The organism is Streptomyces ficellus, assembly GCF_030406405.1.
GTDB classification, from domain to species: domain Bacteria; phylum Actinomycetota; class Actinomycetes; order Streptomycetales; family Streptomycetaceae; genus Streptomyces; species Streptomyces ficellus_B.
Window position 1 is genome coordinate 185,692 of the sequence record NZ_JAUEPL010000001.1, and the last position, 24,927, is coordinate 210,618.

Annotated in this window: 21 protein-coding genes and 2 pseudogenes; 12 read left to right on the forward strand and 11 right to left on the reverse strand. The window is 70.1% G+C overall.

What is annotated here, in order from left to right; translation table 11 throughout:
* The first annotated feature begins 87 nt into the window (after positions 1-87).
* The 3 genes from QWM81_RS00830 to QWM81_RS00840 all read left to right on the forward strand — a co-directional run bounded on the left by QWM81_RS00830 (position 88) and on the right by QWM81_RS00840 (position 3,380).
* On the forward strand, positions 88-882 hold the full coding sequence (locus tag QWM81_RS00830; RefSeq protein ID WP_290109393.1) for an IclR family transcriptional regulator: 795 nt from the start codon (positions 88-90) through the stop codon (positions 880-882).
* A 154-nt stretch (positions 883-1,036) separates the two neighbouring features.
* Entirely contained in the window at positions 1,037-2,323 is a 1,287-nt protein-coding gene (locus QWM81_RS00835; RefSeq protein ID WP_290109394.1) for an MFS transporter, read from the forward strand.
* A 97-nt stretch (positions 2,324-2,420) separates the two neighbouring features.
* The gene (locus QWM81_RS00840; protein WP_290109396.1) at positions 2,421-3,380 is read left to right on the forward strand and encodes an amidohydrolase family protein; all 960 of its coding nucleotides are present in this window, start codon (positions 2,421-2,423) and stop codon (positions 3,378-3,380) included.
* 4 nt (positions 3,381-3,384) lie between these two features.
* On the opposite strand, the pseudogene QWM81_RS00845 reads toward QWM81_RS00840, so the two are convergent.
* Positions 3,385-3,827: pseudogene (locus QWM81_RS00845) on the reverse strand (MarR family winged helix-turn-helix transcriptional regulator).
* A gap of 106 nt (positions 3,828-3,933) precedes the next feature.
* Here QWM81_RS00845 and QWM81_RS00850 point away from each other — a divergent pair.
* Both QWM81_RS00850 and QWM81_RS00855 read left to right on the forward strand, forming a co-directional pair.
* A complete protein-coding gene (locus QWM81_RS00850; RefSeq protein ID WP_290109397.1) occupies positions 3,934-4,491 on the forward strand; it encodes a quercetin 2,3-dioxygenase in 558 nt (185 codons plus the stop codon).
* Positions 4,492-4,753: 262 nt separating this feature from the next.
* Positions 4,754-5,374, forward strand: a complete 621-nt coding sequence (locus QWM81_RS00855) for an alpha/beta hydrolase (RefSeq protein ID WP_290109398.1) — start codon at positions 4,754-4,756, stop codon at positions 5,372-5,374.
* Between the two features lie 44 nt (positions 5,375-5,418).
* Here QWM81_RS00855 and QWM81_RS00860 read toward each other — a convergent pair whose 3' ends face one another.
* Positions 5,419-5,571: a hypothetical protein gene (locus QWM81_RS00860; RefSeq protein WP_290109400.1), complete on the reverse strand. Its 153-nt coding sequence runs from the start codon at positions 5,569-5,571 to the stop codon at positions 5,419-5,421.
* A 296-nt stretch (positions 5,572-5,867) separates the two neighbouring features.
* On the opposite strand from QWM81_RS00860, the gene QWM81_RS00865 reads away from it, so the two are divergent.
* The 5 genes and pseudogenes from QWM81_RS00865 to QWM81_RS00885 form a co-directional block, all read left to right on the forward strand.
* Positions 5,868-6,290: a hypothetical protein gene (locus QWM81_RS00865; RefSeq protein WP_290109401.1), complete on the forward strand. Its 423-nt coding sequence runs from the start codon at positions 5,868-5,870 to the stop codon at positions 6,288-6,290.
* Positions 6,280-6,933, forward strand: a complete 654-nt coding sequence (locus QWM81_RS00870; RefSeq protein ID WP_290109535.1) for a hypothetical protein — start codon at positions 6,280-6,282, stop codon at positions 6,931-6,933. Before QWM81_RS00865 ends, QWM81_RS00870 begins: the two co-directional genes overlap by 11 nt.
* A 2-nt stretch (positions 6,934-6,935) precedes the next feature.
* Positions 6,936-11,720: a putative T7SS-secreted protein gene (locus tag QWM81_RS00875; protein WP_290109402.1), complete on the forward strand. Its 4,785-nt coding sequence runs from the start codon at positions 6,936-6,938 to the stop codon at positions 11,718-11,720.
* A gap of 1 nt (position 11,721) precedes the next feature.
* Positions 11,722-12,123 (forward strand): hypothetical protein, encoded by a 402-nt coding sequence (locus QWM81_RS00880; protein ID WP_290109403.1) that lies wholly within the window; start codon positions 11,722-11,724, stop codon positions 12,121-12,123.
* A gap of 409 nt (positions 12,124-12,532) precedes the next feature.
* Positions 12,533-12,722, forward strand: a pseudogene (locus QWM81_RS00885) (metallophosphoesterase); the annotation flags it as partial.
* Between the two features lie 214 nt (positions 12,723-12,936).
* On the opposite strand, the gene QWM81_RS00890 reads toward QWM81_RS00885, so the two are convergent.
* Positions 12,937-14,253 carry a class I SAM-dependent RNA methyltransferase gene (locus tag QWM81_RS00890; RefSeq protein WP_290109404.1) on the reverse strand — a complete coding sequence of 439 codons (1,317 nt, stop codon included), beginning with the start codon at positions 14,251-14,253 and terminating at the stop codon, positions 12,937-12,939.
* Positions 14,254-14,328: 75 nt separating this feature from the next.
* Entirely contained in the window at positions 14,329-16,377 is a 2,049-nt protein-coding gene (locus QWM81_RS00895; RefSeq protein WP_290109405.1) for an APC family permease, read from the reverse strand.
* Positions 16,378-16,785: 408 nt separating this feature from the next.
* On the opposite strand from QWM81_RS00895, the gene QWM81_RS00900 reads away from it, so the two are divergent.
* On the forward strand, positions 16,786-17,454 hold the full coding sequence (locus tag QWM81_RS00900) for a potassium channel family protein (RefSeq protein WP_290109406.1): 669 nt from the start codon (positions 16,786-16,788) through the stop codon (positions 17,452-17,454).
* Positions 17,454-18,131, forward strand: coding sequence for a potassium channel family protein (locus tag QWM81_RS00905; protein WP_290109407.1), 678 nt, complete (start codon positions 17,454-17,456; stop codon positions 18,129-18,131). The genes QWM81_RS00900 and QWM81_RS00905 overlap by 1 nt, the downstream gene beginning before the upstream one ends.
* A gap of 192 nt (positions 18,132-18,323) precedes the next feature.
* Here QWM81_RS00905 and QWM81_RS00910 read toward each other — a convergent pair whose 3' ends face one another.
* The 7 genes from QWM81_RS00910 to QWM81_RS00940 form a co-directional block, all read right to left on the reverse strand.
* Complete coding sequence (locus tag QWM81_RS00910) at positions 18,324-19,091, reverse strand: DUF3159 domain-containing protein (protein WP_290109408.1); 768 nt, start codon at positions 19,089-19,091, stop codon at positions 18,324-18,326.
* A 3-nt stretch (positions 19,092-19,094) separates the two neighbouring features.
* Positions 19,095-19,493 (reverse strand): OB-fold nucleic acid binding domain-containing protein, encoded by a 399-nt coding sequence (locus tag QWM81_RS00915; RefSeq protein ID WP_290109409.1) that lies wholly within the window; start codon positions 19,491-19,493, stop codon positions 19,095-19,097.
* Between the two features lie 34 nt (positions 19,494-19,527).
* Positions 19,528-20,214, reverse strand: coding sequence for a response regulator (locus QWM81_RS00920; RefSeq protein WP_290109410.1), 687 nt, complete (start codon positions 20,212-20,214; stop codon positions 19,528-19,530).
* Positions 20,211-22,805 (reverse strand): DUF4118 domain-containing protein, encoded by a 2,595-nt coding sequence (locus tag QWM81_RS00925; protein ID WP_290109411.1) that lies wholly within the window; start codon positions 22,803-22,805, stop codon positions 20,211-20,213. Before QWM81_RS00925 ends, QWM81_RS00920 begins: the two co-directional genes overlap by 4 nt.
* A gap of 268 nt (positions 22,806-23,073) precedes the next feature.
* Positions 23,074-23,838, reverse strand: a complete 765-nt coding sequence (locus QWM81_RS00930; protein ID WP_290109412.1) for a DUF3710 domain-containing protein — start codon at positions 23,836-23,838, stop codon at positions 23,074-23,076.
* 1 nt (position 23,839) lies between these two features.
* On the reverse strand, positions 23,840-24,352 hold the full coding sequence (gene dut / locus QWM81_RS00935) for a dUTP diphosphatase (RefSeq protein WP_290109413.1): 513 nt from the start codon (positions 24,350-24,352) through the stop codon (positions 23,840-23,842).
* The gene (locus tag QWM81_RS00940) at positions 24,352-24,927 is read right to left on the reverse strand and encodes a PaaI family thioesterase (protein ID WP_290109415.1); all 576 of its coding nucleotides are present in this window, start codon (positions 24,925-24,927) and stop codon (positions 24,352-24,354) included. The genes dut and QWM81_RS00940 overlap by 1 nt, the downstream gene beginning before the upstream one ends.

The window sequence follows — 24,927 nt, forward strand, 5'->3', positions numbered from 1 at the left end:
GACAGAGGGGCATGGACGCCGTGCTCCCCGGACCGCGCCCATACGGCAGGCTGTCCGGGGACACGACGTGAGAAAGGAACACACGCCATGACGGCGGTTGACGAGCAATCCAGGCCGGGGCGCGGCAGTGCGAGCGGCATCCAGGTCATCGCACGCGCGGCCGAGGTGCTGCGCCTGCTCCAGGCAGCCCCGTCCGGCCTCACCCAGGCCGAGGTGGTCGAACGGATCGGTCTCGCCAAGTCCACGGTCCACCGCATCCTCGGCGCCCTGGAGGCGGAGGGGCTGGTGACCGTGGCCGGCACCCGCGGGCGGTACCGGCTGGGCCCGGAGATCCCCCGCATGGCCGCCTCCGTGCGGTCGGCGATGATCGTCGACCTGCGCCCCTACCTTGAGGACCTGTCCCGCGAACTCGAGGAAACCATCGACCTGTCGGTCATGGAGGACCACCAGGTCGTCTTCGTCGACCAGGTCGTCGCCGACCGCCGGCTGCGCGCGGTCAGCGCGGTCGGCGCCGGTTTCCCGCTGCACTGCTGCGCCCCCGGCAAGGCACTGCTCGCCGCCCTACCGGTGGCCGCCCTGGAGTACGCCGTACCGAACCGGCTCACCGCCGAAACCCCGCACACCCTCACCACCCGCCCCGAGCTGCACCGCGAGCTCGATGAGATCCGCCGCACCGGCGTCGCCTTCGACCGCGAAGAGCACACCCTCGGCATATCCGCGGCCGGGGTCGCCATCCGCACCGCGGCCTGGGGCACCGCAGCCATCAGTGTGCCCACCCCGACGCAACGCTTCGCCGGGCGCGAACAGGCGATCACCGATGCCCTGTTGCAGGCCAAGGAGCGCATCGAAACGGACTTCGGCGCCATGAAGCCGACACCGTGACGACGCGTCGCCCGGCTCCGGGCACGTGCTTCCCGCGTCCACCTCCTTCACCTGCACCTGCCCCGAGACCCAAGGAATCGCCTGCATGAAAGCGAAACCGTCTCCAAGATGCCCTGAACCACAACGTCCCGCCGACGTACGCCTGTTCATTCTCATGGCCGCCCTGATCGCGATGTTCGAGGGCTACGACCTGTCCGTGTACGGAGCCACTGTGCCGGCCCTGCTGCACGAGCCCGGCTGGCACGTGTCCAAGGAAGAAGCAGGCGACATTGGATCGCTCGTCGCCGCCGGCATGCTGATCGGCGCCGGCATCGCCGGGGCCGCAGGACGGCGCCTGGGCACCCGGCGACTGCTCCTGAGCGGCCTGTCGTTCTTCTCCCTGTGCATGCTCGGCTCCGCCCTGGCCGACGGGCCCGGCGTGTTCGCCGCGTCCCGTCTCTTCGCAGGGATCGGTCTGGGCGTGGTACTGCCCACGCTCACCGCCGTGGTGGGTGAGATGTCCGCACCGCACGTACGCGTCCGCAACATCGCCATCACCATGGCCGGCTCCTGCGTCGGCTCCCTCGGAGCACCGCTTCTCGGCTCGTGGCTGCTGCCGGACGTCTCTTTCCGGGTGCTGTATCTCGTCGGCGCGGCCGCTTTGCTCACCGTGGTGCCGTGGGCCTTCCTGCGTCTGCCCGAGAGCCCGCTGTACCTCGCGCGTACCAGCCGCGCCGACGAAGCCGCCCGGACCGCCGCCCGATTCGGCCTGCCCGCCCCGCAACCGCCCGCCGCATCACAGCCCAGGCACCGGTTCCTCGGGCTCGGCCCGCTGCTCCGGCGCCCGCTGGTCGTCACCACGCTGCTGTTCTGGCTGATGACCTTCTGCGGGCTGCTGCTGATCTTCGGCTTCAGCACGTGGCTGCCGACGCTCATGCAGACCGGCGGCTTCTCCATCGGTTCGGCCCTGACCATGACGTGCCTGTCGTGGATCGGCGCGGGCGTCGGCATGGTGCCCGGAGGGGTGCTCGCCGACCGGCTCGGCCCCAAGCGCGTGGTGACCGGCGCCTTCCTTGCCGGTGCCGCCGGTCTGCTCGTGATCAGCCGGGGCCCGGCCGGCTGGGTCCTGTACCTGTGCCTGCTCATGTGCGGCTTCGGGCTGCTGGCCTCCCAGGCGTTCGTCAACGCCTACCTGATCGGCTGCATGCCGGCGGACCTGCGCGTCCCGGCCCTCGGGTGGTCGTTGTCCGTCGGACGGCTCGGCGCCATCGCCGGCCCCTCGCTCGGCGGGCGAATCCTCGACTCCGGGCTGGGCCTGGAATGGAATTTCTACTTCTTCGCCGCCACGGCCGCCGTCGGCGCCACGGCAGCGATCGCCGTGCCCACTGGTCCGCTCGGTCAAACCGCCCCGCACCGGACGACCACCACCATCGGCACGGCCGACAGCGCCGCAGCCGGCTGAGCACGTACGCCTGCCCCCGCCGCCACCTTCACCGCTCTCTCGCCTGTTCCCGCCGGTCTGGTCTCCACCAGCCAACCCATCAGACGGAGAACCCCTCATGAAGAAGATCGCGATCGAAGAGCACTTCACCACCGCCGCCCTGGCCCACTACAGCCTGCCCGCCGCCGCCCTGTTCGACCCACCCCAGTGGGACGCCGCCATGCGAGGACTGCTGGACTTCGCCGACGTCCGACTGCCCCAGATGGACGAACTCGGCATCGACATGGAGGTGTTGTCCCTGACCGCGCCCGGCATCCAGGCGGAGACCGACACCTCCGTGGCGGTCAAACGGGCCGCTGAGGCCAACGACTTCCTGGCCGAGATCGCCCGTAAGCACCCCACCCGCTTCTCCGGCTTCGCCGCGCTGGCCCTGCAGGATCCGGAAGGCGCGGCGGCCGAGCTGGAGCGCGCCGTCACCCAACTCGGCCTGCGGGGTGCCCTGATCAACGGCCACACGCAGGGCGAGTACCTGGACGCGGACAGGTTCCGGCCGGTATGGGAGCGCGCCGAGGCCCTCGGCGTACCGATCTACCTGCACCCGGCCAGCTCCTACGACGTGTGGCACAACCTGCGCGGCCACGAGGAACTGATCGGGCCGATGTGGAGCTGGGGCGTGGAGACCGCGACCCACGCCTTGCGCATCATCTTCGGCGGCGTCTTCGACCGCTTCCCCGACGCCACCCTCGTCCTCGGCCACATGGGCGAAGGACTCCCCGGCCACCTGTGGCGCCTGGACAGCCGCTGGGGCTTCCTCAACCAGCGCGGCATACGCCTGGCCAGGCCACGTCCCTCGGACTACATCCGCGACAACATCATGATCACCACGAGCGGGGTCTGCGCACACGCCCCGCTACTCGGCAGCCTGCTCGCGCTCGGCGCCGACCGCATCATGTTCTCCACCGACTACCCCCTGGAAAGCAACCACGAAGCCGTCCACTTCATCGAGACCGCCCCGATCAGCGAACGCGACCGCGCCAAGATCTGCCACCTCAACGCCGAGCGCCTGCTCCGTCTCTGAAGCCTCACTCTGAGCTCGGGGAGGGCGGCCGGCCCCACGGAGTTTCCAGCGTCGCCCGCAGGGCATTGACCGCCTCCTGGCCGATCCGCTCGGCGAGCTGCACTTCCAGCCGGTCAAGGATGACGCCGGCCTGACGGTGTGCGCGTTCTCTTTCAGGGGTGCGGCGAATCAACCGCTGTCGGGCGAGGCGGGGTCCCGGACTCGTTCGAGCAGTCCGGTGGCGACCAGGCCGTGCACGGCCTGGTGCGCGGTCTGCCGTGTGACGCCCATGCGCCGGGCCAGCTCGGAGACCGTGGTGCCCTGGTCGTCCAGCACGGCGAAGAGCTGGGCCTGCGTCGTGGACACCGGCGTGGCTCCGGCTGCTTCCAGGGCCGCCAGCAGTCCCTCTTCGAACCAGCGCCGGGCCTCGCCGAGCAACTGGGGGAGGTTACGGCGGGTGGACTGCATCTGTTCCTCACCATGGGGCCGGGCTCGTATCCAACGCTTGATTACCGACACTCTGCAACGTCAGGCCACCTGACATTCCTGGCAGAGTCCGATCACCGGAGGACACATGACCATCGAGTACGCCACTCGCTACCGACAGGCATCACGAATACCCGCGGAACCGGGCAAGCCCTACTTCATCGAGAAGGGAGAGGGAGACCGCGCCCATCTGTTCGGCGATCTGATCACCATCTACGCGGGCGGCGAGCAGACCGAGAACCTCTTCAACTTCTTCACCGTCGAAGGCCCCAAGGGCGACCTCATCCCGGCCCACCTGCACACCGACACCCACGAGGTCTTCTACATCACCCAAGGCGCGGTCCGGCTGTTCGTCGAGGACACCGAGGGCAACCAGCAGGAAAAGCTCCTCACGCCCGGCGACTTCGGCTTCGTACCCAAGAACTGCCCCCACGCCTACCGCATGGAGCGCCACCACAGCCAGGTCGTCGGCGTCGCCGCCGGCCCCGGGGGCACCTTTGAGCGGTTCTTCGAGAACCTCGGCGTACCTGCCGAGCAACTCGGCCTGCCGCACCAGCCCGTCGTCCCGGAACCTCACAAGTTCGCCGGCGTCCCCAAGCAGTACGACGTACGCTTCCTGCCCGACCACCAGTGGCGGACCCGATGACGGCACCCGGCCCCTCGCTGCGGGAACTGATGACCGCGCCCCACCCCGACCACGCTCCCCTACCGCCCGGCACACCGAGCGAGCCCGGTGTACGAGAACTGCGCGGCGTCCCCTACGCCAATGTCGAGGGCAGCCGTCCGCTGGAACTCGACCTGTGGCTGCCAGAGGCCGTCCAGGATGAGCCTCTTCCGCTGGTGCTGTTCGTGCACGGCGGCGCCTGGCGACGCGGCCGGCGCGACGACATGGGCATGCGCATACGCCGTTGGAACCCGGACCCTTCGCGCGCATCGCGGCCGCCGGTCTCGCCGTCGCCTGCGTCGACTACCGACTCAGCGGCGAGGACACCTTCCCCGCCCCGCTGGACGATCTACGCGCCGCACTGCGCTGGCTCACTCTGCGCTCGGCGGAACTCGGCATCGACACCGCGCGCACGGTGGTGTGGGGAGAGTCCGCCGACGGACACCTCGCCTCGCTCCTCGCCCTGACCCACGCCGATCCGCCACTGGCGGGCGCCGTGATCTGGTACGCACCGAGCGACCTGACCGCCACACGAGGCAGCTTCACCCCCGAAGACGCCACCACTCCCGAGGCACTCATGCTCGGCGCGGCCCCGTCAGCCACCCCGGAGCGCGCCCGCGCAGCCAGCCCTCTCGCCCACGTCCACTCCGACGCGCCACCGTTCCTCCTCGTCCACGGCGAGCAGGACACCATGGTGCACTGCTCACACAGCCAAGCCCTCGCGGCGGCGCTGGACGGCGCCCAGGCACCGGTCGAGTTGCGGACAGTGCCCGGCGCCGACCACGGCTGGCACGGGCTTCCCGATGCCCAGGCGGAGGAGATCTTCACCCTCACCCTGGCCTTCGCCCGTCGCATCGTGGCCTGACTGGAGCCTGTGATCCCGGGTGCCCCGCACCTGTGCCTGCGGCTTCAGCAGATCAGGGACCCCGGCCGTGGGGGGGCGCCGGGGCATTTGGCGGCTTCGGCGGCTTCCATGCGCAACTGGGCGGAGGTCTCCCAGTCGGCGTAGAGGGCGCGTACGGCGGGGCCGGCGAACACCGCGTCGTGCCTGCCCGACTGCACCGTCTCGCCTGACGCTCCGTCGGAACCAGTGTCAAACGAGCGTCACGCCCGGTCAGCCGCGACCTCATGAGGTGGGCCGCCTCACGGCCACAGACGCGTCGAGAGCGCAGTTTTTTGCGATCGCCACGGGCATGCCCCCAGCATGCATAGACGCCGCCCATGGCCACCGCATGCCCACGGCGGTCTCGAACTGAGAGCCACGTGCAGAGCCCAGGTGTGTGACCCCATGGGAACCACCGGCCCCTTCGGGAGCGTCTGTTCTACGCTGCCATCAGTGACCGAAGACGGGGGGGACCGTGGAGCAGCCCAGGACGGCGTTGGCCGAGCGGATTGCCGCGCGGAGGGCGGGGGTTGGCGATCCTCGGGCGCTGGTGGGTGAGATGCGGCGCTCGATCCTGCTGGTCCCGACCTCTCGTGGGGGCCTGTGGTCGGCGCGTTCGGGTGGGGTGCGGTGGATCTGTGGGTTCACTGATGAGACGGCGCTGGCCCGTTTCGCCCTTCATCACGGGCCGGGTGACCGGCCGGTGGACTACGCGGCGCTGCTGGGTGCGCGGATCGTGGATGAGATCGTGCCGTCGTTGGGTGAGCCTGCCGGTCTCGCGGTGGACATCGCCAGCGAGGACGGGTCGATGTTTTTCCCGCCGGTCACCGGGATCGTTCCGGCCGGCGTCGCCGTCGACACCGAGGCAGCGGAAGAGGGACGTGGCCGTGGGCGGTGACGGGGTGGACCTGAACTTCGACAAGGCATCGGTCGCGAAGTTCACCAAGGGCGTGGGCGCCACCATCGACGGGCTGGGCGACCTGGGCGGCGCGACCGGTTCGGTGATGGGCAAGGGGTTCTCCGCACTGTCGATGACGGGGATGGAGGCAGGCCACCACGGTCTGTCCGTCGACTTCGAGGACTTCTGCGAGCGCTGGGAGTGGGGCGTGCGCGCCCTGGTGAGCGACGCCAGCGAGATCGCCACCCGCCTGGGCCTGGCGGCGGGCACCCAGTGGGAGCACGACCAGTACGTCGAGGGCGCGTTGAAGGTGGGCGTCAACTCCGTGATGGGCGGCAACCCGCACGCCTCGGAGGAGGAGATCACCCGGCAGGGCTGGGGCGAGGTGTTCACGCCGGACTACCTGGACCCGGACTGGAGCGCGGAGTCGTTCGACCGGGCCGGTCAGGACATGGAACAGACCTGGAAGGACACCGGCCGCACGGTTCTGACCGAGGGGCAGGGAGGTCGGCAGTCGCAGATGCTCAACGACGCGCTCGGCATATCCGACGACCAGTGGAATCGCGCGCTGGACGACACCTTCGGCCCGTCGCCGGAGGAACGCGCCCGGCAGGCGCAGCAGGGCGAAAGCGGGGGCAACTGAGCGTGGGCATCGGCGACTTCATCAGTGACATCACGCCCGACTCGGTGGAAAAGGCGGTCGAGGGCGGTGTCGAGTGGGTCGGCAACCGGGTCGAGGACGCCGGGAACTGGACCGCCGACCGGCTGGACGACGTCGGCTGGGAGTCCGGTGCGGACTGGGTGCGCGAGCAGTCCCGCTCGGTCGCCAACCGAATGGGCGCCGAGGTCGATGAGCTGGACCTCGGGCAGACGGAGGACAAGACCAAGCTGATCTACGGCAGCCCGGACAAGCTGCGCTCCACCGCCGAGAAACTCCGGGGCTTCCAGAAGGCGTTCGACGACGCCGGCAGCGGTTTGAAGGGACTGGACTCCTCGCGCTTGAAGGGCGAGGCGGCCGAGGCGCTGCGCAAGGCGGTGAGCACCCAGCCGCCGAAGTGGTTCACCGGTGCGGACGCGTGCGAGAAGGCGGCCGCCGCGCTGGAGGCGTTCGCCGGGACCGTGACGTGGGCGCAGGGGCAGGCGCAGACGGCGATCGACAAGTGGAAGGAGGGCGTGAAGGCGTCCGAGGAGGCCGCCGACGCGCACCGCAAGAAGGTCGACGACTACAACAAGGCGGTTGACCGCTACAACGCCCAGCCCGCCGACCAGCGCTCCCCCTCCACGCTCCCGCCGCGCCCCGCCGCGACGTTCGACGACCCCGGCAAGAAGCTGATGCAGGAGGCGCAGGAGATCCTCGCCGACGCCCGCAAGCAGCGGAACACGGCCGCGGAGACCGCCCGCAGCGCGGTCCGCGCCGCGCGCGACACGGCCCCGCAGAAGCCGTCCTACGCCGAGCAGCTGGGCGACGGTCTGCAGGAGCTGCAGATCATGGGCGACCACGTCGGCGGCGGCGTGATCAAGGGCACCGCCGGCCTGCTCAACTTCGTGCGCGGGATCAATCCGCTGGACCCCTACAACCTCACCCACCCCGCCGAGTACGCCACCAACCTCAACAGCCTCGCCGCCGGACTGGTGGTCGCCGCCAACGACCCGGTCGGCACCGGCAAGCAGATGATCAGCGACTTTATGAAGGACCCCTACGAGGGCCTCGGCCGGCTGGCGCCCGACGCCGTGCTGGCCGCAGCCACCGGAGGAGGCGGCGCCGCGGTGAAGGGCGTCCGCATCGCCGCGGACGCCGCACGTGCGCGCAAGCTGATCGACGACGCCCCGGACGGCACCCACAACCGCCCCGATGGCGAGCGCACCACCGACGGCACCGACCCCGTCGACCTCGCCTCCGGCCGGATGTTCCTGCCCCAGACCGATCTGGCGATCCCCGGCATCCTGCCCCTGGTCTTCACCCGCCGCACCGAGTCCGGCTGCACGACCGGCCGCTTCCTCGGCCCCTCCTGGACGTCCACCGTCGACGAGCGACTGGAGGTCGACCCGGTCGGCGTCATCCACGTCACCGCCGACGGGCTCCTGATCCCGTACCCGCACCCGGCCCCCGGCGCCCCCACCCGGCCGGAGACGGGCCGGGCCCGCACCCACCTAGCCCGGGACACCCACGGCGACTACACGGTCACCGACCCCGACACCGGCCTGACCCGCCACTTCACCGCCCCGTTCGGCAGCGAACCCGGCGGCGACGCAACCGCCTGGCTGACCTCCGTCACCGACCGCAACGGCCACACGATCACCGTCGACCGCACCGACGACGGCCTGCCGCTGGCCCTCGTCCACTCGGCCGGCCACCAGGTGAAGCTGACCACCGCCGACGGCCGGATCACCGCACTCTCCCTGGCCGGCGCGGGCGACGCGAGCACGGACCTGCCCCTGATGCGCTACGGCTACCAGGACGGCAACCTCACCACCGTCACCAAACCCTCCGGCGCCACCACCACCTTCGTCTACGACGACCGCCGCCGTGTCACCGCCTGGATCGACTCCAACAACAGCCGCTACGACTACACCTACGACGACCGCGACCGCGTCATCGCCGAAGGCGGCGAAGCCGGCCACATCCAGATCACCCTCACCTACACCGAACCCGACCCCGAAACCGGCCACCGCACCACCACCCTCACCACCGCCGACGGCCACACCACCCGCCACCTCATCGACCACCGCTGCCGCGTCCTGGCCACCACCGACCCTCTCGGCCACACCACCCGCTACACCTACGACACCAGCGGCAACCTCCTGACCCGCACCGACCCACTCGGCCGCACCACCACCTACACCTACGACGAGAGCAGCCGACTGGTCTCCGTGATCCACCCGGACGGTAGCGAACTGCGCGCTGAGCGAGACCCATCGGGACTGCCAACGGTAATCCAGGGGCAGGACGGCGCCCGCTGGTCGCTGGAGTACGACCAGCGCGGCAACCGGATAGCGACCACCGACCCAGCGGGACGCACCACTCGTCACGCATACGACGCTCACGGTCGCCTGGTCTCGGTCACCGACGCGCTCGGCGCCGTCACCGAGGTCCGTTGTGACGCGGCCGGCCTCCCGGTCGAGGTCACCGATCCGGCCGGGGCGACGACCCGGCTGGAGCGCGATGCCCGAGGCCGCCCGGTGCTGATCGTCGGCCCGTTGGACACGACCACGCACCTCACCTGGACCTTGGACGGGTATCTCGCCAGCCGTACAGGGCCCGACGGGGCGACCGAGTCGTGGACGTACGACGGCGAGGGCAACCGTCTCACCCATACCGACCCGGCCGGTGGCGTGACCCGGCTCGAGTACACCCACTTCGACCTGCTTGCCGCCCGCACCGGCCCTGACGGCTCCCGCTACGAGTTCCGGCACGACGCGAGCCTGCGTCTCATTCAGGTGATCAACCCACAAGGGCTGCAGTGGAGTTATACCTATGACGCTGCGGGGCGACTGACCTCCGAAAGTGATTTCGACGGCCGCGTCCACACGTACCGCCATGATGCTGCCGGGCAGCTCACCGCTCGCACGGATCCCCTCGGCATCACCATCGGATACGCCTACGACGAACTCGGCCGAGTCGCGGCCAAGGGCGAGGCAGACCACGTTACGTCCTACCGCTACGACCCCGCCGGCCGCCTCGTGCAGGCGACAGGGCCCGACAGCGAGTTGATACGCAGCTATGACCGTCGTGGGCTGCTGAAAACCGAGCTGGTGGACGGCCGTACCGTCGACTACCGCTATGACGCGATGGGCCGCCGTGTACGCCGCACAACCCCTACCGGACAGGTCACGACCTACGCCTATGACAAGGCGGGGCGCCCAGCGCGGTTGACCGCCGGCGGCCACGAGGTCGCCTTCACCCACGACGTGGCCGGCCGGGAGGTGGAGCGCACCTTCGACGGCACGCTCACCCTCGCCTCCGCCTGGAGCGACGCCGGCCGACTCACCGAACAGCACCTGCTCACAGAGGCCCGCACACTCAATCGGCGCGTTTACTCCTACCGCGCGGACGGCCATCTCACCGCTGTCGCCGATCAGTTGACAGGCACCCGAACCTTCGACCTGGATGCGGCCGGGCGTGTGACGCGGGTGTCCGCCGAAGGGTGGAGCGAGCGCTACGCCTACGACACCGCAGGCAACCAGACCTCCGCCTCCTGGCCTGACTCGCACCCCGGACGCGAGGCCACCGGCCCCCGCACCTACCGGGGCACCACCCTCACCCGTGCCGGATCGGTGCGCTACGAACACGACGCCCGCGGACGCATCACCCTGCGCCAGAAAACCCGTCTGTCCCGCAAACCGGACACCTGGCGGTACACGTGGGACACCGAGGATCACCTCAAAGAGGTGATCACCCCGGACGGCACCCGCTGGCGCTACACCTACGACCCCCTGGGCCGCCGTACCAGCAAGCAACGCCTCGCCGACGACGGCCTGACTGTCGTGGAGGAGATCCGCTTCACCTGGGACGGCTCCACTCTCTGCGAACAGACCACGGTGTCAGCCGAACTGCCCCGACCGGTCGTACTCACCTGGGACCACCGCGGTGTCACACCCCTGGCACAGACGGAACGCGTCCTCACCCCGGACAGCCGCCAGCAGGAGATCGACCGCCGCTTCTTCGCCATCGCCACCGACCTCATCGGCACTCCCACGGAACTCGTCGACGAAACCGGCGACATTGCCTGGCACACCCGCACGACCCTCTGGGGCACGACAGCCTGGGCCAAATCCAGCACCGCCTACACCCCGCTGCGCTTCCCGGGCCAGTACTACGACCCCGAGACCGGGCTCCACTACAACCTGCACCGCCACTACGACCCCGAAACGGCTCGCTACCTCACCTCCGACCCCCTCGGCCTGGCAGCCGCTCCGAATCCCGCAACCTACGTCGGAAATCCGTTCGCCTGGACCGATCCGCTCGGTCTGGCACCGTGCAGCGCCCGAGACGACGTCGACTACATGAGCGACAGCGGCATCCCCTCGGGGTCGCCGGTGACGCACGGCCCCACGGCCACCCTCATCGGCGAGGATGGACCGAGCGTGAGAAACTTCCGCAACGTTCTGAACGACGGCCAGCACGACGTGGTCGCCCACGGTTCACGGGACGGTTTCCTGGAGACCCCGGACGGGCCGGTGAACGGAGGACAACTCGTCGATGCCATCCGCAACAATCCCAACTACGATGGCGGTCCGCTCCGGCTCATGGTGTGCCATTCCGGTGCGGACACCTCAGGAATCGCCCAGCAGATAGCCAACGAGATGGGCGTCACCGTAAGAGCCCCCACAGATCGAGTGGGCACCAACCCCCTGCTCGGAACGGGCCAGATTCCACAAATCGACAATGGCGGATACTGGCGAACCTTCCTTCCCATCATCGGAGGCTGACGTGAAGCTGATCGGTTTCTACCAGGAAATGGACCCGAACTATGCAGCAGCCTGGGGCGGGTCTATTCCTGCGCCCGATTCGGGCAAAGGGAAGTATCCGGTCGTGAAACTGGTGAGCTACCTCACCTCCGGCCACCCCCTTCTCGACGTCACCGAGCTCACAACCGATGTCATCAACGGCGCATTCCGGGTTCCGGGCGGTTCCTCCGTGCTGACCGACGGCGAATTCGTCTGGCGGGCGGACCTGGCGAAGTACGTCGAGCGCTACCACATTGATCTACCCGAGGAGTTCCTGCACGCTACCCACCGGCACGATTTCCGCGTCCCTCCGGCCGACTACGACACCCTTCTCCCCCTTTCCGTCAAGGTAAGCAGCTTGCTGGGTTTCCGGGCGAAATCCTGAGAAGCAAGTGCGTGAGCAGTCTCTGCCGGACGCCTCCGGCAGCGGGCCATTGGCTGTGGGACACCGCGACACGCTTCCCTTCGACCGGCCCCGCCGGGCCGCGGTCAGCGCCGATTCGGACCTCGTCGGCGAGTCGGCCACCGGCGAGGACTGGCCCCGGCTTGCCGACGTTCCTCGTCCACAGAGACGGCTTCGCCCGGACAAGGTTTGGGACATTCGGCTGAAGGTCACCACGGTGCTCTGTCACACTGCCTGATGGCGCCGCGCTGACCTCGCACCCGCTCCCCCGGCGCCTGGATCTGCCTGATCAGCACTCCCGTGATCGACGACCTGTTGGACGGCGAACCGGCCGCCCCGGCCCGGCTCCGCGCCAACACGACGAAGCCCTGCGCCCCAGCGCGAGGACCGTCACCGGGCCGACGCCCCGCGCGCGCTCATCACCCACGGCAGTCAGCTCTGGCCCGGCGACGTTCTCGCCGAACTGGGCGGCGGCACCCAGCTGTACGTCATCTACGGCGCCGGCGCCTCGGGGGCCGCCCGCCCGCGTGGGCGTACCGTCCGACATCACCGTCATCGAAGTCGCGTCGAAGCAGGCATAGTCCTGACGCTTTGTCGGGACCAGCGTCGAACGAGCGTCACGACGGTTGTCGCCCGCCCTCTCCAAGTGGGGGCAATGCGTCGGCCATCCCGCACGCCACGCTACGCAGCCGCAGATCAGGAGCACATCCCTCGCGCCATCTGCCACGCCGTGCGCCCGCGGAAACATGTCGGAGTGACCCGCCCGAAAACCTGAGGATCAGCAGGTCAGAGCCCTTACTTCACCGGCTCCAGAATCGCCACGCACTCCACGTGGTGCGTCATCGGAAAGAGGTCGAACACCCGCAGCGTGCGCGGCTTGTAGCCGTTTTCGGCGAAGTAGGCCAGGTCCCGGGCCAGGGCCGCCGGGTCGCAGGCGACGTAGGCGATCCTCCGCGGGCCCAGGCTCGCCAGGTGCTTGACCGTCTGCTTGCCGGCGCCCGCGCGGGGCGGGTCCAGGACGATGAGGTCCACCTCGGTGATGCCGGTGCGCGGCAGGGCCTGGTCGACCTTGCCCTGCTCGATGCGGACCCGCTCGTAGTCCTGGAGGTTGTGCCGGGCGTCCTCCACCGCGCGCTTGCCCGACTCGATGCCGAGCACCGCGCCCTTGTCGCCCACCCGGTCGGCGATGGCGCCCGCGAAGAGGCCCACGCCGCAGTACAGGTCCAGGGCCGTGTCGCCCTTGCGGGGCATCAGGCCCTGCATCACCGCGCGCACCAGGGTGTCGGCGGCCTTCGGGTGGACCTGCCAGAAGCCGCCGTTGCCCACGCGGTACGTACGGTCGTCGGCGCGCTCGCGCACGAAGGGGCGCCCGTGGACGCGGTGCACTCCCCCGTCCTCGGCGACCCGCAGGACCGAGACCGGCTTGTCGAGTTCGACGATCGGGAGACGGGCGCCGGGGCGCGGATTGAGGATGACCTGCCGGTCCTGCGAACCGGTCGCGGCGATCGCCTCCACCGACGCCATTCCGGACCAGTCCCGCTTCTCGATGCCGAGCTCGCTGACGCCGGGCGCGGCGATCAGACAGCGGTCGATCGGCTGGACGTCGTGCGAGCGGTGCTTGCGCAGCCCCGCGCGGCCCTCGACGTCCACCGCGTACTGGACGCGGGTGCGCCAGGCCGGGACCTCGCCGGGCGGCAGCTTGTCGCCCTCGGCGGGCATGACCGTGCCGTCCCAGCCGGCCTCCTCGGGCGTCAGGCCGGCGAGCCGCTTCAGCTGCTCGGCGACGACCTCGCCCTTCAGGCGGCGCTGCGCGCCCGGCTTGGCGTGCTGCCAGTCGCAGCCGCCGCACTTGCCGGGTCCGGCGTACGGGCAGGGCGCCTCCACCCGGTCCTTGGAGGCCTCCAGCACGCGCACCGCGTCGGCGCGCAGGAAACGGGAGTCCTCGTCGCCCTCGGTGACACGGGCGACGACCTTCTCGCCGGGCAGCGCGTGCCGGACGAACAGCACGCGCCCCTCGTCGGTACGGGCGACACAGTGGCCGCCGTGTGCCACGGGGCCGACCTCGACCTCGTACTCTTCCCCGATCAGCGAAGACTGCGGTGCGTTCTGCATGATGGGGGGACTCCAGGGGTGAGACGGGGGGCTGCCGGGGTGGCAGCCCACCAGTCTACGTGCCCCTGGGAGCGGTCAGTTCTTGGCGGCCGGTTCCTTGGGACGCTCGACGGCCGGGCCGCGGCGCACCGAGCCGGGCGCGTTCCACTCCTGGCGCTTCTTCTCGCGCTTCTTCGCGACCTCGGAGGACCGCAGCTGGTACGGCACCGAGGTCACCATCACGCCCGGCGTGAACAGCAGCCGTCCCTTGAGGCGCAGCGCGCTCTGGTTGTGCAGCAGGTGCTCGTACCAGTGCCCCACCACGTACTCCGGAATGATCACGCTGACCGCGTCGCGCGGGCTCTCGCGGCGCAGGCCCTTGACGTACTCGACGACCGGCCGGGTGATCTCGCGGTACGGGGAGTCCAGGATCTTCAGCGGGACGTTGATGCCGCGCCGCTCCCACTCCTTCTTCAGCGCCTTGGTCTCGGCCGGGTCGACGTTGATGCTGAGCGCCTCCAGCTTGTCGGAGCGCATCAGCTGGGCGTACGCGACGGCGCGCAGCGTCGGCCGGTGGACCTTGGAGACCAGCACGATGGAGTGGACGCGGGAGGGCCGGGCGGTGTCGTCGGTGGGCTCGTCGGGCGCGGCGATCTCCGCGGCGACCCGGTCGTAGTGCTTACGGATCGCGCTCATCGTCCCGTAGAAGATGACCATGCCGAGCAGGGCGACCCAGGCACCGTGCGTGAACTTGGTCGCGAGCACCACGACCAGTACCAGGCCGGTGAAGAAGGCGCCGAAGGTGTTGATCGCGCGGGAGCGGATCATACGGCGGCGGGCGGCCGGGTTGGTCTCGGTCTTCAGGTGGCGGTTCCAGTGCCGCACCATGCCGGTCTGGCTGAGCGTGAAGGAGACGAACACGCCGACGATGTAGAGCTGGATGAGCTTGGTGGAGTCCGCCCCGTAGAGCCAGACCAGCAGCATCGCGGCGCCCGCGAGGAGCACGATGCCGTTGGAGAAGGCGAGCCGGTCGCCGCGCGTGTGGAGCTGGCGCGGCAGGTAGCGGTCCTGGGCGAGGATCGAGCCGAGGAGCGGGAAGCCGTTGTACGCGGTGTTCGCGGCGAGGAACAGGACGAGCGCGGTGGCCGCGGCGAGCAGGACGAAGAAGAACGTGTGCTCGCCGAAGACGGCGGCCGCGACCTGCGAGATCACCGGGTTCTGTACGTAGTCCTCGCCGACCGGGACGCCGTCGCGGATCAGGTCGTGGGCGGGCTGCTCGGCCATCTTGACGTCGGTGGCCATGGCCAGGCCGATGATGCCGCAGAACATGGTGACGGCCAGGGCGCCCATCAGGGCGAGGGTCGTGGCGGCGTTCCTGCTCTTGGGCTTGCGGAACGCGGGGACGCCGTTGCTGATCGCCTCGACGCCGGTGAGCGCGGCGCATCCGGAGGAGAAGGCGCGCAGGAGCAGGAAGACCAGTGCGAAACCGGCCAGGCCCTCGTGCTCGGGCCGGATCTCGAAATCGGCGGTCGGGGCCTTCATGGTGTCGTCGAGGACGATCCCCTTGAACGCACCCCAGGCGATCATGATGAAGACGCCGGCGACGAATACATACGTGGGAATCGCGAAGAGCTTGCCCGACTCCTTCACACCCCGGAGATTCATCAGGGTGAGGAGCACGATTATCGCGATGGCCGAGAAGACCTTGTGCTCCACGACGAAGGGTATGGCGGAACCCAGGTTCTCCACCCCGGAGGAGATGGAGACGGCCACGGTCAGGACGTAATCGACGAGGAGCGCGCTGGCGACGGTGAGGCCGGCCTTGGGGCCGAGGTTGGTGTTGGCGACCTCGTAGTCCCCGCCGCCGCTGGGGTACGCGTGGACGTTCTGCCGGTACGAGGCGACGACCGTGAACATCAGGACCACGACGGCGAGCGCGATCCAGGGGCTGAAGTGGTAGGCCGACACACCCGCGATGGAGAGGACCAGCAGGACTTCTCCTGGCGCGTACGCCACCGAGGAAAGCGGGTCGGAGGCGAAGACGGGGAGCGCGATGCGTTTGGGGAGAAGCGTCTCTCCCAGCCTGTCGCTGCGCAGCGCCCGGCCGATCAGGATCCGTTTGGGCACGTCGGTCAGTTTGGACACGCAGAGGATCGTAAGCGCTCGAATTGCGCCCCGCCCACCCACACCCCCCGTTCTCGCGGAAACTTGCGTTCCCTTAACGCGTACTCCGCGTCATCCACGGCTGCGGCCGTGAAAAAGCTGTGAGCCGGGACACTGGGCCGGGTCCCGTCGGCAACCGTGTCCCGGGCGGCGGCGTCCTTACCGGAAGTGCCGGGGGAAGGGGGCGCGCGGTGACCGAAAGCCGACGTGGCCGCACAGGCCGTCGCAGCGGGTACCAGGAGAAACGCGTCGGCCGCCTCGGATGAGGGCAACAGCGAGGTGGCGGCATAAGCTCGTCATCAGGCATCACCGCCCGCAGGCTGAGAGAGAAGAGTGAGCAGGGTGTTTTCGCAGGTCAGCAGGGTGACCAGGAGTGCGGGGTAAGCGGACGTGCACATCGTCATCATGGGCTGCGGGCGAGTGGGAGCCGCACTCGCGCAGACCCTGGAACAGCAGGGCCACACGGTCGCCGTCGTCGACCAGGACCCCACGGCCTTCCGGCGCCTGGGCTCCGGCTTCGGCGGGCGGCGCGTCACCGGGGTCGGGTTCGACCAGGACACCCTGCGTGAGGCGGGGATCGAGGAGGCCGGGGCGTTCGCCGCGGTGAGCAGCGGTGACAACTCCAACATCATCGCGGCGCGGGTGGCCCGCGAGATGTTCGGCATCGAGAACGTCGCCGCCCGGATCTACGACCCCCGGCGCGCCGAGGTCTACCAGCGGCTGGGCATCCCCACGGTCGCCACCGTCCGCTGGACCGCGGACCAGATGCTGCGGCGGCTGCTGCCGTCGGGCGCCGAGCCGCTGTGGCGGGACCCGAGCGGCGGTGTACAGCTGGCCGAGGTGCACACCTCGCCGTCGTGGATCGGGCACAAGGTGAGCCGGCTCCAGGAGGAGACGGGCGTACGGGTCGCCTTCCTCACCCGGCTGGGCGAGGCGATCCTGCCGACGTCCCAGACGGTGCTGCAGGAAGGCGATCTGGTCCACGTGATGATGCGTACGGACGAGATCGAGAAGGTCGAGGCGTCGTTCGCCGAGGGGCCTGAGGAGGGCGGTCACTGATGCGGGTCGCTATTGCGGGCGCCGGTGCGGTGGGCCGTTCCATCGCGGGCGAGCTGCTGGAGAACGGGCACGAGGTGCTCCTGATCGACAAGGCCCCGACCGCCATCTCGGTGGAGCGGGTGCCGCAGGCGGAGTGGCTGCTGGCCGACGCGTGCGAGATCACCTCGCTGGACGAGGCCGCGCTGCAGCGCTGCAACGTGGTCATCGCGGCGACGGGTGACGACAAGGTCAACCTGGTCGTCTCGCTGCTCGCGAAGACCGAGTACGGGGTTCCCCGGGTGGTCGCCCGGGTCAACAACCCGAAGAACGAGTGGCTGTTCAACGAAGCGTGGGGCGTCGATGTGGCGGTCTCCACGCCGCGTCTGATGTCGGCGCTGGTCGAGGAGGCGGTGAGCGTCGGCGACCTGGTCCGGCTGCTGCGCTTCAGCCACGGGGACGCGAACCTGGTGGAGCTGACGCTGCCGCCGGAGTCGGCGCTCTCCGGTACGGCGGTGGGCGACGTGGAGTGGCCGCAGGACACCTCACTGGTGACGATCATCCGCGGCTCCCGGGTGCTGACGCCGAGCGCGGAGGAGACGCTGGAGGCGGGCGACGAGCTGCTGTTCGTGGCCGCGCAGGCGCGTGAGGAGCAGTTGGAGGACCTGCTGTCGGTACGCCGCGAGGACGCGGCGAGCTGATGCAGGGCCGTTGCGTCACGGGCCGTCGCATCGGGGCCGTTCGTTAGGCCCGTTTCGCTCGTTTCGTTACGCCTGTTTCCTTACGGTTCCTACGAATTTTCGCGTAACGCCTGTTTCGCTACGCGGAAGGGGCCCGGAGACGCCACCATCGGCTCCCCGGGCCCCTTTCCGTACGCCACCGGCTCGGCGTGGTCAGGCTTCGCCGCGCTGCGGCTGGGGGTGCGGCGGGGTGGCCGCCGCGGCTGCCGCCTCGCGTTCCTTCTCGGCGCGCTCCTGCGCCTCCATCTCCGCGAACACGTCGATCGGCGGCGGGGCCTTCCGCAGGAACACCCAGGTCAGGTAGACCGCCAGCAGGAACGGCGGGATCTTCAGGGCGACCAGTACCCAGCCGAGCTGGGTGGTGTCCGCCCACCAGTACAGCGGGAAGAGGATCGCGCACTTCCCGAGCAGGATCAGCCCCCACGCGTAGCTGGCCTTGGCGTACGCCTTCTTCCGTCCGGGGTTCCGCGTCCGCCAGGAGAGGTTCTCCTTGAAGACCGGCCCGAGGATCAGGCCGATCAGCGGGACGCCCGCCAGCGTGGTGACGATGTACGCGATGCCCAGGCCCAGCGTGTAGAGCATGCCCGGCAGGTAGAAGTCCTTGGCGTTGCCGGTCATCATCGCGAACACCACACCGAACGCGACGCCGAAGACGCCGCTGAAGGCGTGCTTCGCGGTGTCACGGCGGATCAGCCGGACGGCGACGAGCAGGAGGGAAACCCCCAGCGCCGCGATGGCCGACAGGTGCAGGTCCTTGTTGATCGTGTAGATGGTGACGAAGAGCAGCCCGGGCAGGACCGTCTCCACCATCCCCCGTACGCCGCCGAAGGCGTCGAACAAGGCGGCTTCGGTCACCGCTTTCGTGTTGTGGGCGTCCTGCGCGTCCTGGTCGCTGGTGGTCGGCTTGTCGAGGGACGTCACCGGCTACTCCTGTCCGAGCGGTCGGAGTTCGTATTTGGGATTGAAGAGGACCCTCCGGCCGTGGCTCATGGAGATCCGGCCCGAGGCGATGAGCTTGCGGCCCGGCTCTATGCCCGCGATGGAGCGCCGGCCCAGCCACACCACGTCCAGCGGGGCCGTCCCGTCGAAGAGCTCCGCCTCCAGGGCGGGCACACCGGCCCGCGGACGCAGGGTGACCGTCCGCAAGGTACCAGTCACCTTGACGATCTGCCGGTCATCGCAGTCGGAGATACGGATGCACCCCGAAGCCTGTGCGTCCTCACGCAGCTCCTCCGACTCCAGGTCCCCCTGGGAGCTGGACAGCCGGTCGAGCATCCGGCGGAGGCGGCCGGCCTGCTTCTCGGTTCGCGGTGCGGCACTCATACAGAAAGCCTACCGGCCCCCACTGTCGGCGGAATCAGCGCTCGAAGCGGTATCCCATACCGGGTTCGGTGATGAAGTGCTCGGGGTGCGAGGGGTTCGCCTCCAGCTTCCGGCGCAACTGGGCCATATAGACGCGCAGGTAGTTGGTCTCGGTGCCGTACGAGGGCCCCCACACCTCCTGGAGCAGCTGCTTCTGGCTGACGAGCCGGCCGCTGTTGCGCACGAGGACCTCCAGCAGGTGCCACTCGGTCGGGGTCAGGCGCACGTCGCGGCCGTCGCGCCGTACCTTCTTCGCCGCGAGGTCGACGGTGAAGCCGGCCGTCTCCACCACGACCGTGCCGTCCTCGCCGCCGCCCACCGGCTCGGCGCGGCGCACGGCGGCGCGCAGCCGGGCCAGCAGCTCGTCCATGCCGAAGGGCTTGGTGACGTAGTCGTCGGCGCCGGCGTCCAGGGCCTCCACCTTTTCGTCGGACGTCTGGCGGGCGGAGAGCACCAGGATCGGTACGCGGGTCCAGCCCCGCAGCCCCTTGATGACCTCGACGCCGTCCATGTCGGGCAGGCCGAGGTCGAGGACGATCACGTCGGGGCTGCGGGTGGCGGCCAGTTCCAGCGCGGTGGCGCCGTCGGGCGCGGCGTCGACCTCGTACTTGCGCGCTTTCAGGTTGATCACGAGGGCGCGTACGATCTGCGGCTCGTCGTCGACCACGAGCACCCGCGTCATGAGGGGCCTGCTTTCTGGAGAGAGGGGGGCTGGGGCGAGGGGGGCTGGGGTGTGGAGGGCTGGGGCGAGGGGGCGTCGGCGGAGGTGACCGGGGTGGCCGCGGCCTTGAGCGTGAGCACCATGGTCAGGCCGCCGCCGGGGGTGTCCTCGGCGGTGATGGTGCCGCCCATCGCCTCGACGAACCCGCGGGCGACCGCGAGGCCGAGGCCCACGCCCGCGCCGCGCGGCGCGTCGCCGAAGCGCTGGAAGGGCTCGAAGATCCGTTCCTTGCCGTCGTCGGGGACGCCCGGGCCCCGGTCCACGACGCGCACCTCGACCCGTTCGGCGATCGCGCTCGCGGACACGAGTACCGGTGCGGCGCCCGTGCTGTATTTGACGGCGTTCTCGACGATGTTGGCGACCGCCCGCTCCAGGAGGCCCTTGTCGACCTCGACCATCGGCAGGCTCTCGGGGATGTCCAGCTCCGCGCTGCCGTCGGGGACACCGCCGAGCGCCATGGGAACGACCTCGTCCAGGTCGATGGCGCGGATCAGCGGCGTGACCGTACCGGTCTGGAGGCGCGACATGTCGAGCAGGTTGCCGACGAGGTGATCGAGCCGGTCGGCGCCCGCCTCGATGCCTTCGAGGAGCTCGGCCCGGTCCTCCTCGGACCATTCGACGTCGTCGGACCGCAGCGACGACACGGCCGCCTTGATGCCCGCGAGGGGGGTACGGAGGTCATGGCTGACGGCCGCCAGCAGCGAGGTGCGGATCTTGTTGCCCTCGGCGAGTTTCCGGGCCTCCTCGGCCTGGCCGACCAGTCGCTGCCGGTCCAGTACGACGGCGGCCTGGGCGGCGAACGCGCCCAGCACCCGGCGGTCCTCGGCGGGCAGGACCCGCCCCGAGAGCGCGAGCGCCATATGGTCGCCGACCGGCATGTCGACGTCCGCGTCCTCGGGACGCGCCACCGGCCGGCGTCCGACGCTGCCCGCCCGGGTCCACGGCTCGACGTCGCTCTCGCGCTCCAGCAGCGCCACCGACTCCATCGCGAACGTCTCGCGGACCCGCTCCAGCAGGGCGTCCAGCGCGGTCTCCCCGCGCAGCACGCTGCCGGCCAGGAAGGACAGGATCTCCGACTCGGCGCGCAGCCGGGCGGCCTGATGGGTGCGTCGGGCGGCCAGGTCCACCACCGACGCCACCGACACGGCCACGCCGAAGAAGACGGCGATGGCCACGATGTTCTTCGGGTCGGCGATCGTCAGCCGGTGGAAGGGCGGGGCGAAGAACCAGTTGAGCAGCAGCGACCCGAAGGCGGCCGAGGCGAGGGACGGGACCAGGCCGCCAAGCAGCGCGGACGCCACGGTCAGCGACAGGAACAGCAGCATGTCGTTGGCGAGGCCGAGGTCCGCGTCGATGTGCGTGAGCAGCAGGGTGAGCAGGGCGGGACCGGCGATGCCGGTCAGCCAGCCGCAGATGACGCGGGAGCGGCCGAGGCGGGCGCCGCGCGCGAGCGGCAGCCCGCGGCCCCGGGCCACCTCCTCGTGGGTGACGATGTGGACGTCCAGGTCGGGCCCGGACTCGCGGGCGACGGTGGCGCCGACGCCGGGCCCGAACACGTACTGCCAGGCCTTGCGGCGGCTGGAGCCCAGCACGATCTGGGTGGCGTTGACGCCTCGGGCGAACTCCAGCAGCGCGGAGGGCACGTCGTCGCCTATGACGTGGTGGAAGGAGCCGCCGAGGTCCTCGACCAGGGTGCGCTGGACGGCCAGCTCCTTGGGCGAGGCGGAGGTCAGGCCGTCGCTGCGGGCGATGTAGACGGCGAGGATCTCGCTGCCGGAGCCCTTGGCGGCCATCCGGGCGGCGCGGCGGATCAGGGTGCGGCCCTCGGGGCCGCCGGTGAGGCCGACGACGATGCGTTCGCGGGCCTGCCAGGTGGAGCGGATGTTGTGCTCGCCGCGGTACTGCTGGAGGTACTCGTCGACGCGGTCGGCCGTCCACAGCAGCGCGAGTTCGCGCAGGGCCGTGAGGTTGCCGGGGCGGAAGTAATGGGAGAGAGCCGCGTCGACCTTGTCGGGCTGGTAGATGTTGCCGTGGGCCATGCGGCGGCGCAGCGCCTGGGGCGACATGTCGACCAGCTCTATCTGGTCGGCGCGGCGGACCACCTCGTCGGGGACGGTCTCCCGCTGCCGTACGCCGGTTATCGACTCCACGACGTCGCCGAGTGACTCCAGGTGCTGGATGTTGACGGTCGATATGACGTCGATACCGGCGGCGAGCAGCTCCTCGACGTCCTGCCACCGTTTGGCGTTGCGCGTGCCGGGGACGTTGGTGTGGGCCAGCTCGTCCACCAGGGCGACCGCGGGGCGGCGTGCGAGGACGGCGTCGACGTCCATCTCGGTGAAGGCGGCGCCCCGGTGCTCGATGGCGCGGCGCGGGATCTGTTCGAGGCCGTGCAGCATCACTTCCGTACGGGGGCGGTCGTGGTGCTCGACGAAGGCGACGACGCAGTCGGTGCCCCGCTCCAGGCGGCGGTGTGCCTCGGAGAGCATGGCGTACGTCTTGCCGACGCCCGGTGCCGCACCGAGGTAGATCCGAAGCTTGCCGCGTCCCATGGCCTCATTGTCGTTCTCGTTCGCGTACGTGTGCGGTGTGCACGCACAGCGTCGACCTTACGGCCAGGGGTTCCGGCGAAGGGGGCGCGAGGTCCGGTTCCGGGGCGTCTTGACGGGATTCTGATGCTTCTGTGCTGCTTCTGTGCTGCTCCTGCGCCGCGTCTGCGCTGCGTCCACGCCGCCGCCCGCCGTGCCTCGGCGACCGCACACGAGTGGGCCGTGCCCCGTACGCGATGCCGTACGGGACACGGCCCACCATCCGTGCGCGTCAGCGGACCTCGGTGATCTCCGGGCCCCGCTGCAACTGACCCATGCCGCCCGAGAAACGCGAGTTCTCCTGGTCCTCCTGCTGAACGCCCTCGGGGACCATCTGCGCGTCGTTCGGAAGCTTCAGGACGATCGGGTCGCGCGGCGCCATCGGCCCCTCGCCCCGTACCACCACGGTGTCCCGGAAGATCTGCTCCAGCAGTCCCGCGGCCTCCGGCTGCACCGCGCCCTGCCCGGAGATCACTCCGCGCAGGAACCAGCGCGGGCCGTCCACGCCGACGAAGCGCACCAGCTGCACACCGCCGGTGCCGTCCGGCAGCTGGACCGGGACCTGGGCCCGCAGCTCCCAGCCGAGCGGGCCCTCGACCTCATCGATGATGCCGCCCTGCTGGGTGATGCCGGAGGCGATCTCCTCGCGGACCTCGCCCCAGATGCCTTCCTTCTTGGGGGCGGCGAACGCCTGCAGCTGGATGGCGCTGTCACGCAGCACCACCGTCGCCGCGACGATCGCGTCGCCCGCGACCTCCACCCGCAGCTCCATGCCCTCGACTCCGGGCACGAACATGCCGCCCAGGTCCACCCGGCCTTCCTCGGGCCTGGACACCTCGGAGATGTCCCAGGGACCGTCGGGCCGGGGCGCCGGCGGAAGGTTCACCCGGCGCGGCTCGCTGTCCACCGCGTCGTCAGTGCCGACCTCGTCGACGACCTGCTCGGCCTCGCCCGCTGCGTCCGCAGCGGCACTGCTCTTCTTGCGACGTCCGAACACGTCACTGTCCTTCCCGGTCGGATACGACCGAAGCGTATCGATTCCCACCCGTCCAACCCTCCACGGCGGCATGACCGCCGGTGGACCCGAAGCCCCCCTCGGCCCGGGCCGAGCCGGGAAGCTCCGCGACCTCGTGGAAGCGGATCCTCTCGACTTGCTGAACGACCAGTTGGGCGATCCGGTCGAACCGTTCGAACCGCACGCTCTCGCGCGGGTCCAGGTTGACCACGATCACCTTGATCTCCCCACGGTACCCGGCATCCACCGTCCCTGGGGCATTCACGAGAGCCACTCCGCAGCGAGCGGCGAGCCCCGAGCGGGGATGCACGAAGGCCGCGTACCCGTCCGGCAGCGCGATCGACACGCCGGTGGGCAGAACCGCGCGCTCGCCCGGGGCCAGCTCGGCGGCCTCGGTGGTGACGAGATCGACGCCGGCGTCGCCCGGGTGCCCGTACGAGGGGATCGGCACCTCCGGGTCCACGCGGCGGATCAGGACGTCAACGGGGTTACGCATCAGGGGTTCACCTCGAAGGCGCGGGCGCGCCGGAGCTGGTCGGGGTCGGCCATCGCCGCCTGGATCTCCTCCGGGCGGCCGTTGTCGATGAAGTGATCGACCTTGACCTCGATGAAGAGGGCGTCGGCGCGGACCGCTACGGGCCCCTCGGGGCCGCCGATCCTGCCGGTCGCCGTGCAGTAAATCTTCCGGCCGTGTACGGCGGTGACCTCGGCCTGAAGGTGCAGCACCGTGCCGACGGGCACCGGGCGCACGAAGTCGGTCTCCAGCCGGCCGGTCACCGCGATCACCCGCAGCAGCCAGTTCAGCGAGCCGAGCGTCTCGTCGAGCGCGGTGGCGAGGATGCCGCCGTGCGCGAGGCCCGGAGCGCCCTGGTGGTCGATCGTGACCGTGAACTCGGCCGTGATGGTGACGCCCTCGCCTGCCCTGGCCTCCAGGTGCAGCCCGTGGGGCTGTCCGCCGCCGCAGCCGAAGCAGTGCTCGTAGTGGGCGCCCAGCAGTTCGCCCGGGACGGGGGCGTCGGGGTGCCTTACCGGCGGTATGGCGTCGGCTGGAGGCGTCAGTGCAGTGCTCAC